At 39.6% G+C, this 19,374-nt stretch carries 14 protein-coding genes and 2 tRNA genes; 10 read left to right on the forward strand and 6 right to left on the reverse strand.

The window, feature by feature from the left end:
* Positions 1–17: 17 nt before the first annotated feature.
* From NMU02_RS10900 to NMU02_RS10910, 3 genes are read right to left on the reverse strand one after another with little or no spacing between them, the layout of a single operon-like run.
* Positions 18–1,004: a D-alanine--D-alanine ligase gene (locus NMU02_RS10900; RefSeq protein WP_255027925.1), complete on the reverse strand. Its 987-nt coding sequence runs from the start codon at positions 1,002–1,004 to the stop codon at positions 18–20.
* A 52-nt stretch (positions 1,005–1,056) separates the two neighbouring features.
* On the reverse strand, positions 1,057–2,127 hold the full coding sequence (locus NMU02_RS10905; RefSeq protein WP_255027926.1) for an RluA family pseudouridine synthase: 1,071 nt from the start codon (positions 2,125–2,127) through the stop codon (positions 1,057–1,059).
* A gap of 1 nt (position 2,128) precedes the next feature.
* Positions 2,129–2,746 carry a PASTA domain-containing protein gene (locus NMU02_RS10910; RefSeq protein ID WP_255027927.1) on the reverse strand — a complete coding sequence of 206 codons (618 nt, stop codon included), beginning with the start codon at positions 2,744–2,746 and terminating at the stop codon, positions 2,129–2,131.
* Between the two features lie 241 nt (positions 2,747–2,987).
* Here NMU02_RS10910 and NMU02_RS10915 point away from each other — a divergent pair, with 241 nt between their 5' ends.
* The 10 genes from NMU02_RS10915 to NMU02_RS10960 all read left to right on the forward strand — a co-directional run bounded on the left by NMU02_RS10915 (position 2,988) and on the right by NMU02_RS10960 (position 16,444).
* Positions 2,988–3,878 carry a taxilin gene (locus NMU02_RS10915; RefSeq protein ID WP_255027928.1) on the forward strand — a complete coding sequence of 297 codons (891 nt, stop codon included), beginning with the start codon at positions 2,988–2,990 and terminating at the stop codon, positions 3,876–3,878.
* A gap of 315 nt (positions 3,879–4,193) precedes the next feature.
* Positions 4,194–5,648, forward strand: a complete 1,455-nt coding sequence (locus tag NMU02_RS10920) for a TolC family protein (RefSeq protein ID WP_255027929.1) — start codon at positions 4,194–4,196, stop codon at positions 5,646–5,648.
* Positions 5,649–5,688: 40 nt separating this feature from the next.
* Complete coding sequence (locus NMU02_RS10925) at positions 5,689–6,684, forward strand: HlyD family secretion protein (protein ID WP_255027930.1); 996 nt, start codon at positions 5,689–5,691, stop codon at positions 6,682–6,684.
* A 45-nt stretch (positions 6,685–6,729) separates the two neighbouring features.
* The gene (locus NMU02_RS10930) at positions 6,730–7,911 is read left to right on the forward strand and encodes an ABC transporter permease (protein WP_255027931.1); all 1,182 of its coding nucleotides are present in this window, start codon (positions 6,730–6,732) and stop codon (positions 7,909–7,911) included.
* 31 nt (positions 7,912–7,942) lie between these two features.
* Positions 7,943–9,178: an ABC transporter permease gene (locus tag NMU02_RS10935; RefSeq protein WP_255027932.1), complete on the forward strand. Its 1,236-nt coding sequence runs from the start codon at positions 7,943–7,945 to the stop codon at positions 9,176–9,178.
* Positions 9,179–9,446: 268 nt separating this feature from the next.
* Complete coding sequence (locus tag NMU02_RS10940) at positions 9,447–10,496, forward strand: endonuclease (protein WP_255027933.1); 1,050 nt, start codon at positions 9,447–9,449, stop codon at positions 10,494–10,496.
* Positions 10,497–10,531: 35 nt separating this feature from the next.
* Complete coding sequence (locus NMU02_RS10945) at positions 10,532–13,258, forward strand: alpha-L-rhamnosidase (RefSeq protein WP_435522040.1); 2,727 nt, start codon at positions 10,532–10,534, stop codon at positions 13,256–13,258.
* A gap of 8 nt (positions 13,259–13,266) precedes the next feature.
* Positions 13,267–14,343, forward strand: a complete 1,077-nt coding sequence (gene corA / locus NMU02_RS10950) for a magnesium/cobalt transporter CorA (protein ID WP_255027934.1) — start codon at positions 13,267–13,269, stop codon at positions 14,341–14,343.
* Between the two features lie 15 nt (positions 14,344–14,358).
* A complete protein-coding gene (locus tag NMU02_RS10955) occupies positions 14,359–14,859 on the forward strand; it encodes a 3'-5' exonuclease (protein ID WP_255027935.1) in 501 nt (166 codons plus the stop codon).
* A 184-nt stretch (positions 14,860–15,043) separates the two neighbouring features.
* A complete protein-coding gene (locus NMU02_RS10960; protein WP_255027936.1) occupies positions 15,044–16,444 on the forward strand; it encodes an alpha-L-fucosidase in 1,401 nt (466 codons plus the stop codon).
* A 378-nt stretch (positions 16,445–16,822) separates the two neighbouring features.
* Here the strand turns inward: NMU02_RS10960 and NMU02_RS10965 are convergent, their stop codons facing one another.
* The 3 genes from NMU02_RS10965 to NMU02_RS10975 all read right to left on the reverse strand — a co-directional run bounded on the left by NMU02_RS10965 (position 16,823) and on the right by NMU02_RS10975 (position 19,374).
* Positions 16,823–18,889 (reverse strand): DUF2961 domain-containing protein, encoded by a 2,067-nt coding sequence (locus NMU02_RS10965; protein WP_255027937.1) that lies wholly within the window; start codon positions 18,887–18,889, stop codon positions 16,823–16,825.
* Positions 18,890–19,170: 281 nt separating this feature from the next.
* Positions 19,171–19,245, reverse strand: a tRNA-Val gene (locus NMU02_RS10970).
* A gap of 54 nt (positions 19,246–19,299) precedes the next feature.
* Positions 19,300–19,374: transfer RNA gene (locus NMU02_RS10975), tRNA-Val, on the reverse strand.

The raw sequence follows: 19,374 nt of genomic DNA on the forward strand, positions 1-19,374 counted from the left end.
TTCTTAACGTGTTTCGGTTAACGTTGTGTCAATTCATTTTCGATAATGTCGGTCATTACATCTTTTATCTCGAGACCTGCAGCTTTTACTTGTTGGGGTATAAAGCTGGTTGCGGTCATGCCCGGTGTCGTGTTTACCTCGAGCAGATACGGAGTGTTTCCGATGATGATATAATCGACGCGAATAATTCCTTTGCAACCGATAATATCGTAGATGCGAGATGTTGTTGCTTTTACCGAAGACGCAATTTCCTCCGAAATGCGGGCCGGGGTGATTTCGCTGACTTTTGAAGCGGTATATTTTGCTTCATAATCGAAAAATTCGTTTTTACTTATTACCTCGGTGATCGGGAAAACGACTTCGTGTTGCCTTGTTTTGTAACATCCGCAAGTTATTTCAGTTCCTTTCATGAAAGATTCGATAATAACTTCTTCTCCTTCCTCAAAAGCATGCGCTATGGCCGGTTGTATCTGATCTGTTTCTTTTACCTTAGTCGTTCCGAAACTCGACCCCCCTACATTAGGCTTAATAAAACAGGGTAGCCCGATACGAGACACGACGTCATCGTTACTGATGCTTTCTCCAGCTCTTAATAATATCGATCTTGCGATAGGTATATCGAAAGCATGCAGGTAATGATTACACATGTATTTATTAAAAGTAAGTGCGGCGGCCAATACTCCACAGCAGGAATAGGGTAGCCCGATAAGTTCGAAATAGCCTTGTAAAAGTCCGTTCTCACCAGGAGTACCGTGTATGGTAATATATGCCAGATCGAAACGTATTCGTTTGCCTTCCCAAACGAAACTGAAGTCGTTTTTGTCGATCGGGGCCGTTTTTCCATCGGGAAGATCTACATGCCAGTCTGATTTTTTCAGCTTTACGATATAGGCTTCGTAACGGTCATGATCTAAAAACGAATATATACCTTGTGCGCTTCTTAGCGAAACGACAATCTCCGAAGAATCTCCTCCGGCGATAATGGCTATTTTGCACTTACTCATTTTTAATCAAATATAAATTTACCTATAAAAATTGATATATCCTCCTGAAATATCAGGAAATTTCTCTGTTTATCATATAATTTCTCCATTTTTCGATCAATTGACCCATGTCTTCGGGTATTTCTGAATCGAAAAACATTTCTTTCCCTGTTTTAGGATGTACGAAACCCAGCGTGCGGGCATGTAGAGCCTGACGAGGGCAAATACTGAAACAATTATTTACAAATTGTTTATACTTCGTAAAAGTAGTTCCTTTCAGTATCTCGTTACCCCCATAACGAGCATCATTGAATAGGGGATGCCCGATATATTTCATGTGTACCCTGATTTGATGGGTACGTCCGGTTTCGAGACGACATTCTACCGTAGACACATATCCCATTTTTTCAATGACTTTATAATGAGTAACAGCCGTTTTTCCGTGATCTCCATCGGGGAAAACAGCCATTTGTAACCGGTCTTTCAGGCTGCGACCTATATTCCCTTCTATACGGCCTTCATCTTCCGGTGGAACTCCCCATACCACTGCAAGATATTTTCGTTGAGTGGTTTTGTTGAAGAATTGTGTCCCTAAATGGGTTTTTGCTTCGGGTGTTTTAGCGATAACCAAGAGTCCCGAAGTGTCTTTGTCGATACGGTGTACAAGTCCGAGACGAGGATCGGAGACATCGAAATCGGGATGATTACGAAAGTGGTATGCCAAAGCGTTTACGAGAGTTCCTGAATAGTTCCCGTGACCAGGATGTACGACAAGTCCTGCCGGCTTATTCACTACCAGCAATTCGTTGTCTTCATATACGATATTTAAAGGGATGTCTTCGGGGATGATTTCGAGTTCGTATTTGGGGCGGTCCATAACGATCGAGACCGTATCGGCCGGTTTTACACGATAGTTCGATTTTACCGGTTTACCGTTTACAAGTATACACCCTGCCTCGGCGGCCATTTGTATGCGATTACGGGATACATGTTCGATACGTGCAGTCAGAAATTTATCTATGCGGAGTAAGGTCTGACCTTTGTCGGCCACAAACCGATAATGTTCATACAGGCCCGGAAGCTCTTCATCGATGAGCTCGGTATCGTCTAATAATTCTTCTTCTTTGTTGGTCTTTTCCTCCATCTTATTCGAGCCAGCCCTCCTCGGTCTGTGTAGAAAGCGAATCGTTTAAAAGACTATCGGCAGGAGAGACGGCATAACCATCACCTACGAGTAGGGTAAGATGTGTATCGGCACTTAGTTTAGCTCCTCTTTCCATATTTTTTCCGTTTAAACTCACACCCAAAACAAGATCTTTATATTCAGAAGAGACATATTGTATATCGGGCTCGGGAAAACCTTGTGCGATGAGCAGCGCTGAAGCTTGTCTCAACGACATATCTTTGACATCCGGTATGGAAATTTTTCGTGCTGAGGTTGCGTTTATGGTAAGAAATATCGTACGGCCTTCTTTTACTTTTAGTCCTTCTTGGGGGATTTGCTCGAGGATGCTGCCGGGAGCCGCTCCCGATACATATATCGAGTCGATGATCTCGTACCGTAAATGATTATGTGCGAGTATCGGGGCTGCATCCTGTACCGATAAACGTTGAACGTTGGGTACGGTTACCGATTTGCCGTGTTGTGTGTATATATTAAGCCAATATAACAAGATAGCTACCAGAACTATCATGGTTATAAAAATGAAAATCAAGTTTTTTATAATGGGATGATTCCCCAAAAATAAAAGTATTTTTTTCACGTTTTTACATTTACATGTTTAAAATCGATAGATTGGGCAAAGATAAGTATTTATAGTTAAATGTGAAACGGCTGATGTGAAAAGAAAGATAACAGGTGTTCCATTTCGTTGTATTATATTTGTTGGCGCGACAGAAAGATAACCTTAAAAAATCTAATATGCATTGATAATGAAATACAAAAAACGTACCTTTGTGGCCGTTCTGTAATGAGATTAATGTTGCTTAGATAGAATTGATCATATGAAGAAGAATTATACTGTGTGGGTAATCGTGGGGGCTTTGGTTGTTATTCTTGCCGGAGCCGGTTATTATATTTACCGTCAGCATACCGAAATGGTTGAATTCAAAACCCAGGTCGAACTCGAAAAAGAAAAAGACGCGCTCGAAAAAGAATATGCCGATTTAGCTTTTCAGTATGACCAGTACGAAGGTGGAAAGATTTTGCTGAATAACGATTCGTTGGTGGAAAAACTCGATGCCGAAAAAATGAAAGTACAGCGTTTACTCGAAGAATTGCGTACGGTAAAATCTACCAATTCGGCTCGAATTAATGAGTTGAAGCGTGAATTAGCGACTCTGCGTAGTGTAATGAGGAATTATATCATTCAGATCGATTCGTTGAATTCTTTAAATCAGAAACTCCAAAAAGAGAACAAAACGGTTACCGAAAAATATCAGCGTGTCGCACAAACAGCTTCTCAGTTACAGAAAGATAAGGAACAGCTGAGTCATCAGGTTACACTGGCATCGAAACTCGATGCAGTGGGTATATCTGTTACTCCCATAAATAGCCGGGGAAAAGTCGTATCACGTATCTCTAAGACCGATCAGTTGAAAGTTTGTTTTACAATCGGCAAAAACATTACCGCCGAAGTAGGTGAAAAATATATTTATATACGTATAGTTAAACCCGATGGGGACGTCTTGGTGAAGGATCGTTCCGCTGTATTCCATTATGAGGATAAAGATATAAATTACTCGAGTCGCAAGTTGATCGAGTATGATGGAGAAGAAATGAATCTTTGTATTTTTTGGCAAGTAGAGGAATTTCTTTATCCCGGAAATTACCGGGTAGATATATTTGCCGATAATTATATGATCGGTAGCAAATCGTTCGAATTAAAAAAATAATCTTCTGTTATCAGGAGATAGCCATAACCTCGGGCCATACGTTCTTAAACGTATGGCCTGTTTTTTAGGGGTGCTAAAAGGTAGAAGACCGTTCTACATTCTCTTTTCATGATGTAAGTTTAAAAAAACAATAAATATTAAAAACTAAGTATATAGAATTCTTGTTATTTTAAACAGGTAACTATATATTTGCAGCGATGAAATAGGGCTGCAAAGTCGCTATTTTTTTTAACAGAAAAAGATTGTTTATGCAATTATTGCATGTATATCTAAAAGTCGAAAAATTAAGAGACATCTTAACAAATAATGAGCAGAATGAAAAAAACGATCACCCTATGTTTATTGGTTGCCTGTTTTGGCCAGGTAATGGGACAAAAGGTACTTTCTCTCGATTCTTGCCGAAATATGGCAATTCGCAATAATAAACAGATACGCATTGCCGATGAAAAGATAAAAGCGGCGGGTTATGATAAAAAATCGGCATTTGCCAATTACTTGCCGGGGATTGATGTAATGGGTACGTATTTGTATAGTTCTAAGGAAATTTCTCTTTTAAATGACAAACAAAAAGCGGAATTGTCGAATCTTGGTACTAATTTGCAAGGGCAGGCACAAAATGTTCTGGGACCTATTATTGCTGCCAATCCGCAATTGGCACAGATTCTCTCTCCTTTGCTGGGGATCGATATTGCCGGTCCGTTAAATGGTATCGGTACTTCGATAGTCGATGCTTTCCGTACCGATAATACCAATTTGTTTGCCGGGGCGGTAACACTTACCCAGCCTATTTATATGGGCGGTAAGATAAGGGCTTACAACCAGATTACCAAATATGCTGAAGAATTAGCTCTTTCACAAAAAAATACAGCATTGAAGGATATAATTTTCAGAGTCGATGAGGCTTACTGGCAAGTCGTATCTTTAGTATATAAAGAAAAACTGGCAGTGAGTTATGTGAATCTTCTCGATACTTTGAATAAAAACGTCGAGGCGATGATCGAGGAAGGCGTAGCGACAAAATCGGACGGCCTTACGGTTGCGGTAAAACTGAATGAAGCACAAATTACCTTAACTAAGGTGGAAGACGGTCTTAGCCTTTCGAAAATGGTTCTTGCGCAGTTATGCGGATTACCGATAGATTTGCAGTATTCACTTGCCGATGAAAATATGGTTCCTGTGGCCGAAACTAAAGTTCCCGTTTTTAATATGGATGAGGTATATGCCAACCGGAGTGAAATAAAAAGTTTGACGTTGGCGACTGAAATTTATCGTAAAAAACAGAATGTCGTACGGTCCGAAATGTTGCCTAATGTTGCTCTTACGGGTAGCTACTTAATCTCTAATCCGAATTTGTTGAATGGCTTTTCGAAGAAATTCGACGGACTTTTTAATGTCGGGGTAATGGTTAAGATCCCTATTTTTCATTGGGGGAAAAATTATTATAAGTTGCAGTCGGCAAAAGCTGAGAGAAATATAGCTATGCTCGAATTGAGCGATGCTAAAGAAATGATAGAATTACAGGTGAACCAGGCTGCTTTTAAAGTGACCGAGGCGAATAAAAAATTGGACATGACCCGCCGTAATATGGAGAAAGCCGAAGAGAATTTGCGTAATGCGCAGCTCGGATTTGAAGAAGGTGTTCTTACGGCCGATAATTTACTCGAAGCGCAGACGGCATGGTTACAAGCCCAATCGGAAAAGATCGATGCTGAAATCGATGTTCGCTTGTGCAATGTATATCTCGAAAAGGCAACCGGGATGCTGAAATAGAATAACGAATGAATATAAAAACGCAAAAAATATAATAACAATGGATACTCCTCAAAGAAAAAAAGAAAAAAGCCTCGCTATCGGGCTGGTTGCGCTGATTATTGTTATCCTGATATTGGCTCTTATCGGATTTTTTATGTTGAAACCAGCTCCCGAAATCATACAGGGACAGGCTGAAGCGACTCAAATACGGGTTTCCGGTAAATTGCCGGGACGTGTAGTAGAATTTATGGTAGAAGAAGGGCAGCATGTTAATAAAGGCGATACGCTGGTACGTATATTTTCATCAGATGCCGAAGCTAAACTCATGCAAGCGGCTGCTATGGAGAGTGTATATAAGGCGCAGAACATGAAAGTAGATAAAGGTGCTCGTATTGAAGTGATTAATTCCGCCCACGATATGTGGCAGAAGGCTTTGGCCGGACTTAACATTGCTAAAAAATCGTATGATCGTATGCAGGCCCTTTATAATAAAGGGGTAGTTTCTGCTCAGAAACGAGATGAGGCTGAGGCTAATTATAAAGCTATGGCTGCTACCGAAAGGGCTGCAAGGTCGCAGTATGAAATGGCAAAAACCGGTGCTCAGATAGAAGATAAAGAAGCGGCGGCTGCCATGGTTGAGGCTGCTAAAGGAAGTGTCGCGCAGGTAGAATCGGTATTGGCCGACTCTTATCTTATCGCTCCTTCTGACGGAGAAATTTCAGATATTTTTCCGAATGTAGGTGAGTTGGTAGGAACCGGGGCTCCTATTATGAATGTCCTCGACTTGAATAAAATGTGGGTTACATTTAATGTTCGAGAAGAATTGCTGAAAGATTTGACGATGGGGAAAGAGTTGAAGGCGACGATTCCGGCGTTAGGAAACAAGGAGGTGACATTGAAAATATATTATATTAAAGACCTGGGAACTTATGCTGTGTGGAGGGCAACGAAAGTAACGGGACAATATGATGCAAAAACTTTCGAAATTAAGGCACGTCCAACACAGAGGATCGAGAATTTCCGTCCGGGAATGTCGGTACTTATCAAAGACTGAATCAATGAAGAAGGAAGTATTTGCTTCCTGTAAAAAAAAGAACAAATGTTATCGATTAAGACAGAAGGGAAAGTGATTTGGCGGGTGATGGTGCGGGAGATGCGGCGGCTGGCTTCTCGCCCAATATATATCCTGTGCCTAATAGTAGCACCCCTGATCAGTTATATATTTTTACTGACATTGATGGATGAAGGCTTGCCTAATTCGTTACCTACCGCTGTGGTCGATCTCGATCATTCACCGGCATCCCGTAATTTTATCAGGCAACTCAATTCGATGAGCCTTACACATGTAAACATCCTCCCGAATAGTTATACCGAAGCGAGAATAGCCCTGCAACAAGGGAAGATATATGGTTTTTTGGTTATTCCTGAAGGATTTGAAGCAAAGGCTATGGCCGGCCGTCAGCCTGAAATATCGTTTTATACCAATAACGCTTATTATATTCCGGGTTCACTCTTGTATAAAGGTTTTAAGACTATGTCGGTACTTGCATCCGGAGCGATCGTGCAGCAGACTTTGTTGGCTCAGGGCGATTATGATTATGAGATCATGCCGCAGTTATTGCCGGTAAATACCGATATGCATGGCTTAGGAAATCCCTGGTTGAATTATTCGGTTTATCTGAATAATACATTTATACCCGGTATGTTGCAATTACTTATTTTGTTGACGACTGTATTTACCATAGGCATAGAGATAAAACATGGTACTTCGCGGCAATGGCTCCGAACGGCCGATAACTCTATTATATTGGCTATGACTGGGAAATTGCTTCCCCAGACTATTATATTTTTCATTGTAGGCGCTCTTTGCCAGTCGATGTTATACGGATACTGGCATTTTCCACTGCATAATGGCATCTGGCCTATGTTAGGAGGTATGTTGCTTTTTGTTATTGCGGCACAAAGTTATGCGGTTATTATGATGAGTATTGCCCCTTCTTTGAGGGTCGGTCTCAGTATTGCGGGTTTATTTGGGATTATTGCGATCTCGATTACCGGGTTTTCATTTCCGGTGCCGGCTATGTATGCACCGTTCCGGTTGTTGACCAATATATTTCCGTTACGTCATTATTTTCTGATTTATGCCGATCAGGCTCTTAACGGTATCCCTTTGTATTATTCGAGAATGCACTATATGGCTTTATTACTCTTTGCTGTGGCTTCGTTACCCTTGTTGCCGCGACTTAAGAAGGCATTACAGCGTCAGGTATATGTACCCTAAATATCGGGAAAAGAATAATAAAATTTTTATTATGAAATTATCAGAAAAAATAAAGCAGATAAAAGAAGGATTCTTCGATATATGTTATATATGGAGAAAAGAATATGTCGCGGTTTTTCGTGACGTCGGAGTTTTATTATTCTTTTTTGCACTTCCTTTCGCTTATCCTTTGTTATATGCCTTAATATATAATCCCGAGTTGGTTCGTGATGTGCCTATGGTGGTAATAGATAATGCACGTACTCCTCTCAGTCGTGAGCTTGCGAGGCATATGGATGCGTCTCCCAATGCGAAAGTCATATCTTATTGTGCTAATTTGGATGAGGCTAAGCACTTGATGTATGAAAAGAAGTGCTATGGAATTATGCTTATTCCCGAAGATTTCGAACGTCGAATTATGAGAGGTGAACAGGGTGTTGTTACATTTTATTCCGATATGAGCATTTTGCTCAATTATAAAGGATTTCTTATTGCGCTTACCGATGTAACCATGGATATGGGGACTCAACTTCAAATAGAAGCCTTGGGGGGGGCTACGGCCGAACAGGCCGATATGGCTACGGCCCCGATACCTTATAGCTCGATTACGTTATATAACCCGGAGTCGGGATTCGGTTCGTTCCTTATTCCTGCTATTCTTGTGCTTATTCTGCAACAGAGCCTTATATTAGGAATAGGTATGCTTGCCGGAGGTGTATATGAGCATAAAAAATTGCATCGTTATTATTCAGGTAGAGAACGCATGCACAATAATGTGATGCACATTGTGCTTGGCAAAGCGATTTGTTATTATAGTTTATATATTATTCCAACGGTATATATATTACATGTAGTCCCGTGGATGTTTAGGTTCCCTCAGTTGGGCAACCAATGGGAGATATATGCATTTATGGCTCCCTTCTTGTTATCTTCGGTCTTTTTTGCAATGACATTATCGGTTTTTGTGAGAGAGCGGGAGACGTCTTTCCTGTTATTTGTTTTTACTTCGTTGTTGTTTTTATTTATTTCGGGCATTACGTGGCCGAGGTATGCCATGCCTGCGTTTTGGAAAGCCATCGGCTCTATTATTCCTTCTACATGGGGTATCGAAGGATTTGTCGGTATCAATACTGCCGGAGCCAGTATAAGCGAGGTGAGAGAACCGTTTATAAATTTGTGGATACTCACCGGAGTATATTTCATTACCGCTTGTTTTGCTTACCGATATCAAATTTATAAAGATAAGAAGCGTGGTTTTAAAGGAAATCTTGAACTGGCTAATGATTAGGTAACAGATTTAAAAATATCCTTTTGTAAATATATTTTTTGTGCCCGGACTTGGTTAACAGTTGTTTCCAGTCCGGGCATATTGTATGTATCCATTATTATTTTTTAGGATGTTTATTAAAAGCGAGTGTGGCTTGAATATATAAAAAAGGCAAATGACATTTTCGTTAAAATATTGTTTTGTCGTGCCAGTGTAAGTTTTATTTGTTTAACTTTGATTTTCTTAATACCTAATCTCAATTCCTTAACAACTAAATAAAAAGTTTTGTATGAAAAGACATCTACTAAATGTAATTTTATTTTTCGTTTCTTTATCTATTTCAGCTCAGATTCCCGACGGTTATTACGAAAGTGCGGTCGGAAAAGCGGATCGGGAATTGAAAACGGCTATGGGAAAGATAGTTTTTAGGCATACCGAGTTGACCTATAAAGAACTGTGGTCGGCCTTTGATAAGACCGATTTGCGGGAAGATGGTAAAATATGGGACATGTATTCGAGTCTTACGAATTATACTTTTCAGAAAAACCAGTGCGGTAATTATAAAAAAGAAGGAGATTGTTATAACCGCGAGCACTCCTTTCCCAAAAGTTGGTTTAATGACGAATATCCTATGTATACCGACTTGAATCATCTATATCCGACCGATGGTAAAGTGAATGGGATGAGGGGGAATGATCCTTTCGGTGAGGTAGGGTCTTCGGCAACCGGTTCGTATCAGAATTTCAGTCGTTGGGGGGCTTGTATTTATCCGGGATATTCAGGAGATGTTTTCGAACCGAATGATATATATAAAGGCGATTTTGCCCGTACTTATTTTTATATGGTGACCTGTTATGAAGACTACTTGTATAATTGGAGTAGTGATATGCTCGATGGGACTGCTTATCCTGCTTTTACCGAGTGGGCTATGAATATGTTGCTCGAATGGAGCCGTGAAGATCCTGTAAGTAAAAAAGAGATCGATCGGAATAATGCTGTATATAAGATACAAGGGAATCGTAACCCGTTTATCGATTATCCGCAACTGGCAGAATATATTTGGGGAAATAAAAAGGGAGAGGATTTTGACGGTTCGTCTTCAGTGAATGTAGAGTTTGCAGATAACCTGAGTGTGTATGTAGCGTCGGGTAATGTACTTACGATTGTCGATGCTCCGGAGGGTTCTTATCTCCAAATTTTCGATCTCTCGGGTAGGGCAATACTCGGACAACGTTTATGGGATGGCCTTAACGAGCTGACCATTAATTCTTCGGGAATATATATAGTAAAAGTGAAAACGCCGTTGAGAGTATATACTACTAAAATAATAATTCCTTGATAAAAGGTTTTCGATCTTAAAAAATATTCATGATGATGCGTCGTATTGTAAAATACATGTTAATTGTATTATGTACGGGAATGTCGGTTGTTTTGCCTAGTTTGGCAACGGCAGGAGTGAAGTTGAAAAATTTACGAGTAGAGATGCAGAATGAACCATTGGGCCTGGAGATAAAAACACCGAGGTTTATGTGGCAGTTGTCTTCTCACAACCCCGGGCTGGTTCAAAAATCTTATCGGATTGTTGTTGCTGAAAATCCTTCCGATCTTAAAAAACAGGAAAATCTGTTATGGGATTCGGGTGAAGTATTTTCCGATAATATGTTGTTTATTCCCTATGCGGGTAAACCTCTTTCTCCGGGTAAAGATTATTATTGGAAAGTAAGAGTGAAAACCAACCAAGGAAGAACGGACTGGAGCGATGTAAAGAAATGGTCGACGGGATTGGGGGATGGCTATGACTGGCAGGCTGATTGGATCGGTGTGAATAAAATGATGAATCACGGAGAAACTCGGGATGGACATACTCGTTTGGCTGCAAGATATTTGAGAAAGGAATTTGATGCCCGAAAGAAAGTGTCGAGAGCCGTTTTGTATATTTGTGGACTGGGGTCTTACGAAGCTTATTTGAATGGGATTCGTATAGGTGACGCTGTTCTTTCTCCGGCTCCAGCTCATTATACGGTAAAGACTTATTATAACGTTTACGATGTCACTGGGATGATTGGTAAGGGATGTAATGCCCTTGCGGTCGTGTTAGGTAACGGGCGGTATTTTGGGCTGATGCCGGGTATGGAAGGCTATGGATTACCCCGGTTAAAAGCTCGGTTAGAAATCGAGTATGATGACGGAACTTTCGGAAGAGTCGTCTCCGACAATTCGTGGAGAGCGAGTTCTCAGGGGCCTGTTATCGCTAATAATGAATTCGATGGTGAGGAATATGATGCCCGGAAAGAGTTTGCCGGTTGGGATAAAGCCGGTTATAATGACTCAGGTTGGGAATTTGCCGATATAATGCAATCTCCTGGAGGTAAATTATGTGCTCAGGCTACTCCCTGTATAAAAGTGATGGAAGAAATAAGTCCGGTTTCGGTTAAGCTAGTCGCTGACGATACTTATATTGTGGACATGGGGCAGAATATGGTAGGCCGTTTACAAGTAACATTGTCGGGTAAGGCCGGGGAGCCTGTATCTTTTAGGTTTGCTGAAACTTTGAAAGATGATGGAAGCCTTTATATCGATAATTTGCGTACGGCAAGAGCCAGAAACCTTTATATCCCGGCAAAAAACGGTTCGTTTACGTGGGAACCGTCCTTTGTTTATCACGGTTTTCGTTATGTCGAAATAAAAGGAGTAAAGAAAATACCTTCACTTTCGGCTTTGAAAGGAAAAGTGATTTATGATGAGATGGAGACTACGGGATCTTTCGAGACTTCGAACGAAATGATAAATCGTATTTATCGAAATGCTTATTGGGGAATACGAGGAAATTACCGGGGGATGCCTACCGATTGCCCGCAACGCGATGAGAGATTGGGATGGCTTGGAGATCGGGCGACCGGCTCGTATGGTGAAAGCTTTGTTTTTGGAAATGCATTGTTGTATAAAAAATGGTTGCAGGATATAGAAGATTCGCAGTTACCGTCTGGAAGTATTTCTGACGTATCTCCTTGTTACTGGAAATTGTATTTCGATGATGTGACTTGGCCTTCGGCTTATTTTTACATTGCTGATATGTTGTATCGTCAATATGGAGATAAAAGCGGGATCGAAGAACATTATGGTTCGATGAAACGTTGGATAGAGCATATTCGTAAAGTAGGAATTAAAGATGGAATTGTTGTCCGGGATCAGTTCGGTGACTGGTGTATGCCTCCCGAATCACAAGAATTGATTCATTCAAAAGATCCATCGAGAAAAACAGACGGACGTATTCTCAGCACCTGTGTATTTTATGATCTTTTGCATTTGATGGACAAATTTGCGCGTATGACCGGTAACGAAGCAGACGGAGAAGAGTATCTCTTGTTAGCCGATTCGATAAAAAAAGCATATAATAAAATGTTTTTCGATATTCATACCGCATCGTACGGTAATAATACGGTAACGGCTAACCTCCTTTCCCTTAGGTTGGGATTGGTACCGGCAGGGCATGAGGAACGGGTTTTTGAAAATATTATAAAGAAAACTCAGCAAGAATTCGGTGGACATATCAGTACCGGAGTCGTTGGTATTCAACATTTGATGCGAGGCCTCACGGATAATGGGGCAGAAGATCTTGCTTATAAATTAGCCGTAAATGATACTTATCCCAGTTGGGGATACATGGTTAAAAAAGGAGCGACTACGATATGGGAGTTGTGGAATGGTGATACAGCCGACCCAGCGATGAATTCGGCTAACCATGTTATGTTGTTGGGGGATCTTATTATTTGGTATTATGAAAACCTGGCCGGTATAAAATGTACGGAACACACAGTCGGGTTCCGTAAAATAGAAATGGCTCCATGCTTTCCCGAGGGGTTAGATTATGTAAAAGCATCTTATTCGTCTGTTTCGGGTGAAATAAAAAGTGAATGGAGGAAATCGGAAACTGTTTTCGATTGGAAAGTAACAATACCGGGGAATACCTCAGCAGTCATACGTGTTCCGATAAAATTTTGCAGAGAAATTAATCGACAAGACGGAATGCGGAATGTTTATAAAGATCGCGATTATTGGGTCGTAGAAACTGGTTCGGGTAATTATCGTTTTGTAAAATAGATAGTAATATGCATAAACAATCTTCAAATCTTAGAAAAAAAAGAAAAGGGACTAAGAATGACCTTTTGATCGATGAATATGTATATACCGGAGATTGGAAAGAGGAGACGCATGTGAAACTGATTCAGTATAACGAATCAACGTTTTCGGTACACGATTTAAAAGTACAGGATGATCCGAAAAATTATTTTCATAAAAATGAGGTGAACTGGGTACATATTTCCGGTCTTTCCGATACGGCTCTCATTGTAAAGATGGGGGAGAGCCTCGGATTGCATGCCCCCGATATACAAGATATATTTACCAGCCAGCATATAGCCAAAATAGAGCCTTATGATGATAAGACGATCCTAGTTATCAATACATTTTATTTTAACGAAGCAAAAGAACTTCAGCAGGAACATATATATATGGTTCTTGGAGAGGATTATGTTTTTTCCTTTCAGGAATCGGTCTTGCCTTTATTCGATAATGTAGTGCAGGCAATTGGGAAAAATGTTGCTAAAGTACGTTCCCGTTCAGCCGATTATTTATTTTTTCTGCTTGCCAATAATGTTTTGGGAAATTATATAGATGTTTTGGCTACACTCGAGGATAATATCGAAATTATGGAAGAAGTCGTAGTTGGCGGAGATATTCCTAATGATTTCGGTAAACGTATACAGGCGAATCGTCGGGATAATTTACAATTGAAAAAATCGATACTTCCGTTAAAAGATGATTTCAAAAATTTACTGCATAATGAAAATCGTTTGATAAGGGATGAAAATAAGGTGTATTTGAATGATCTCGAAGATCGTTTGCTATTTATTATTCAGTCGATAGAAATATGCCGTGAGTCGGTAGATGCATTGCTCGATCTTTATTTTTCGAATAACGATTTGAGAATGAATGAGATTATGAAGCGTTTAACAGTCGTCGCTACGATATTTATTCCGCTTACCTTTGTTGTGGGTGTGTGGGGTATGAATTTTAAATTTATGCCTGAACTTGAATGGAAATACGGTTACATAATGGCTTGGGCCCTTATGGCTGCAATTGTTGTCTTTGTATGGTGGTATATCAAAAAGAATAGATGGAATTGATAAAATATTTATGGGATGAAAGATTTTGCTGCTATAGATTTCGAAACTGCCAATTACAACCGTACAAGTATTTGCTCGATAGGGATTGTTGTGGTTCGTGACGGAGAGATAAAGCAGAGTATATACCGGCTGGTAAAACCTCTTCCCAATTATTATATACGCCGTTTTTCGGAAGAAATTCACGGGATATATTATAATGATACCTGTAATGCCCCGGATTTTTCAGAGGTATGGAACGAGATTTTTCCGTTAGTGGGTGATATCCCTTTTGTAGCGCATAATAAAGCTTTTGATGAAACCGTTTTAAGAGCCACTCTCGAGGCCTACGGTATTCGTTTCCCGGAACATCCTTTCTATTGTACATTGCAAACGGCCCGGAAGAAAATCCCTCGGGCCGCAATAGAGAATTATCGTTTACCAACTGTTTGTCGCTATTTGGGTATCGATTTTACCTTACACCATCATGCCCTTGCCGATGCCGAAGGCTGTGCTCGTATTGCCATGCAACTGTTATGATTATTTTGGATGTTTATTATAAAAGTATTGAAAGATTTAAAAACACCTATAATAAAAATTTATAGAGTGGCGTATCGATTTTTCGCTGTTATTATTTTATTAAATTTGCAACACATCACATAATTAAATGAAAGCCCGATTGACATTTAGCGGGTATTGAGTATTAACGTTTAAACCTGATCAGATGAAAAAATCAAGACTTTGCCTTATCGTAATTTTAGGCATCGTTTTCTCATTGAGTAGTAGTATCGCTCAAACAGTAAAACCTCTTACACAGTTACAACAGGAGTTTGTGGATTTGCGTTTCGGAATGTTCATTCATTTTAATATTCCTACTTTCGCAAATGCCGACTGGCCCGACCCGGATATGCCGGCCGACGCGTTTTATCCGGCAAAACTCGATTGTCGGCAATGGGCAAAAGCTGCAAAGTCGGCAAATATGTCTTATGGTTGCTTAACGACCAAGCATCATAGCGGATTTTGTATTTGGGATACTAAGACGACCGATTACAATGTTATGAAAAGCAAATTTAAAAGGGATGTTGTAAAAGAATATGCCGATGCATTTCGTAAAGAAGGCCTGAAAGTAATGCTTTATTATTCGATACTCGATACCCATCACAAAATACGACCGGGATGGGTGACACCTGAGGATGTAGATATGATAAAGGCTCAATTAACCGAGTTGTTGACCAATTACGGAGATATTACGGCTGTTATTATCGATGGTTGGGATGCTCCCTGGTCTCGTATTTCGTATGATGAAGTACCCTTTGAGGATATTTACCGCTTAATAAAATCAATTCAGCCTAATTGTTTGGTAATGGATTTGAATTCGGCAAAATATCCGGCTGAAGCATTGTACTATACCGATATTAAGTCGTATGAGCAGAATGCCGGGCAGCATATATCGAAGGATAGTAACAAACTTCCTGCTTTATCGTGCTTGCCGCTTAATAATTCGTGGTTCTGGAAAGAGTCTTTCCCATCTTCTCCGGTTAAGGATCCTGTGAAAATGGTAAAGGAAAATATAGTTCCCATGAATAAAGTTTATTGTAATTTTATTCTTAATGCCGCACCTAATCGCGATGGCCTGATCGATGATAATGCTGTTGCGGCACTGAAAGAGATAGGGAAAATGTGGAAGAATGAGGGCCCTTTAGAAAAGCTCCCTGTTTACGATGCTCCGATTATCTCAAGTAATATCGCTAAAAAACAAAAAGCTGAGGCCAGTTGGAGTTATGATTCTGAAATTATGGATTTTGGGAATGACGATAATTTCGGTTCGGCTTGGATTTCTAATCCAGCTGTAAAATCTCCGTGGTATCAGGTAACGTTCGATCGGGAAAAGCCTTTTAATACCATAACAATTATGGAAAAAGGGAACGATCGTATCGTAAAATATCGCCTTCAGTATAAGGAAAACGGTGTTTGGAAAACCATTTTTAATGGGAGAAATGATAGAAAAGCGAAAATACACCGTTTTGACAGAGTTTGGGGCAATCAGGTACGTATTCTTATCGATGAGGCACGGGGAAGTTATCCTGCGATCGCAGAATTCGGAGTATATGATGAAAGAAGATAATTTGAAATATTTTTCCCGTCTGATGAAAAATCAGACGGGATTTTTTCCTTCGAAATATTTAAAGAGCGTTCTTCTTTTAATAAGAATATTATTTTTCCATTAAGATTTATATTATGTCAAATTAGAGATGCCTACACAGGAGTTAATTTTAAGAGATCTTTGCTGCGATAATAATAATGCCGGAATCATACCCTTTTGTAGTGTATAAAGTGAATATATAATTGTCGACATTTAGGCCCTAAATATTACGTAATCTCTTATATTTGCATCCAATATATTATACTTATTATTTACTATTTACCTGCGATGTATGTCCTCATTTTTTTAACTGTTTTATTGAAAAAATGAAGGTCTCGATCAGGTTTAATGATTCAAAATCTATCGCATGGCCATTTTGAAATTTGTTTCTACTATTTGTATACAATCTAATCCGATAAGTGTTCCTGTAGAACTTGTATTTTTGCCGGTTAATTTAATTGTAATTTCAAAATTACCGTTTTGAGGTATGTAATCTCCTAAGTTTATCGATCCCGTATTAATAACTCCATTATTATAACAGTCTACCACAACAGGGATATTATTGTTTACACTGACTGATACGATCCCGTAATCGATAGCTTTTGTCATTCTGATCATGACTCGATATTTTTTATTTTTAAAACCACTGAATGTGTATTTAATATAGTCGTTGATTTGTGCGTTTCGGCAAAGAGTTTGTGCACAATTACTCCATCTATCGTTCGTGTAACCGCTCATATCTTGTGTTTCGATAGATATTCTTGACGTTTTTTCACTCGGATTTTTTGTCTCGAATTCTGCACTGTTAGGATATTTAAAATCTTTAGGATTTGCAGGCATAATACGTAGTACTTCATTTATTCCGGAGGTATTATTTAGTTCGGCATTTTTTTCACCGTACCAGTATATAGTTGTTGCATAATCCGATTTTCCTTCTTGCCATCCCATCATCTCTATGTCGAATTTAAATTTATGATTAAAGGGAATACCGTCGAGATTTCTTGTCCTGAAGAAAGTGTTATAAGCGTGAGAGCTGGGAAGATCGGCACGAGGAGCTCCTCCAAAAGGAGTATCGAAGGGAACTACGGGTGCCCAGGATGAATTGTAATAGTCCTCGGTTCCGGTTCCGAAATGTGAAGGGAATGTTTCGTCATCTACCCATATCTTTTCATCGCCTTCGCCATACCAACTTGGTGCGTGATTAAACAAAGATAACACATCGCCCACAAATACTCCTTTTCCTGTAATGTATGCAAAATTCCAATCTTTACATTTTTCCGGCTGATAATAAGGATAGAACGGTATTTTTACTTCCTGTTTCCATGAAGAATGAAAATATAAAGTATTATCATCCCACTCGATGTCCCCGATATGTATTGTAACATCCACATCTACTTCATATTTAGAATAGTTTATAATTTTTATTTTGCCATTTTTTTTATAAGGCATTATCCATCGGCTTTCTATATTTCCTCTTCCATCGGCAGTCATATACCAACTTTTAACGGCGGGTGCTCCATAACCGGCTCCAGAAAAATCGCTGAGGGGTACCCACACTGTTTTTTTTCCATCAAATTCAGCTTGAATAACTATCTGACGCATAATTTTCTGATAAATGTCATTATCTATATTTTTTACAGAAATATTTAGTCTTCTCACGGCATGTACACCTGTGGGGAGGTCGCATTCGATAGAATTGTTTTCAGAGAGTGCCTGACATTTTTTTATTACTTCTCCGCCACCAAAAGAGGGCGGATTTAAAAGACGGTTGTTGACGAGGATTATTTTCTCTTTAGCTCTGTCGGCCACTTCTTGAGAAAATGTTTCGATCTGTGTGTTTTCGGGATATTTCCGATAATTAAAATGGTAATACCTGGGTACATCCGATTTAGGATCTTCGTAGGTTACTTTGCAACTTTTACTATAGGGGATGGGCATGAAAAAAGTACTACCGCCTCGTGTATCTGTTCCTGATTGGTAACTCGTATGGGGCTGACATAATCCTTTTCCTATACACGGTAGCCCGAATTTGGTCATGTCGTATCCTGTGATTACCCAGTCTGGCTCTTTATTTCCATCGAAATAAAAGCGGATCGTTCCATTTTTTTCATTCGTTGTAAGCCATATACGAGTAATTACACCCGGGGCCGACTGCTCGAACAATACTTTCTCGGTTCTTCCGTTGTTTTCTTCTGTTCTTATCCATCCGAATCCGTCGCTGTTGGCAAACCAATCTGCGTTACCGGGTGTTTTTGATTTTCGGTCGTAGCTGGATTGTTGCCCCGAAATATAAATAGGAAATTTTGTCACATTATCAAAAGAAATCATTTCGTCTAAGAGCGTTTCTAATGTGATTATATCTGCCGCTTTGTTTGTCTGTGTTACTAAAATAAGTAAGATGAATAATAATAGGCTGTGTTTTTTCATTTTCAGATGGATATTAGTGTGATGAATTATGTTCCAAAAATAATAGGATTAAATTTTATTGCTATAATTTTTAGCTCAAATACTATTAATTTCGATACATTATTAAGTTATTCTATATTTTTATTGTTCGGATAAAGAAAACAGTCGGAAATTAAAGTTTATTATTGACGAATAGTGGGTATCCGTGATTTATTTTCTTAGAAAATTATGTGAAGGAACTCATTTTGTTGAAAAGCATTAAAAAAAGCCACATAAAATATGTGACTTTTTTATTCCCGAAGTGGGCGTTGACGGATTCGAACCGCCGACCCTCTGCTTGTAAGGCAGATGCTCTGAACCAGCTGAGCTAAACGCCCTTCAAAAAAAGCACCCTCTAAAGGATGCGATGATATATGATTTTTATGAAAGAGTGGGCGTTGACGGATTCGAACCGCCGACCCTCTGCTTGTAAGGCAGATGCTCTGAACCAGCTGAGCTAAACGCCC

The sequence above is a fragment of the Coprobacter tertius genome (genome assembly GCF_024330105.1).
GTDB classification, from domain to species: Bacteria; Bacteroidota; Bacteroidia; order Bacteroidales; family Coprobacteraceae; genus Coprobacter; species Coprobacter tertius.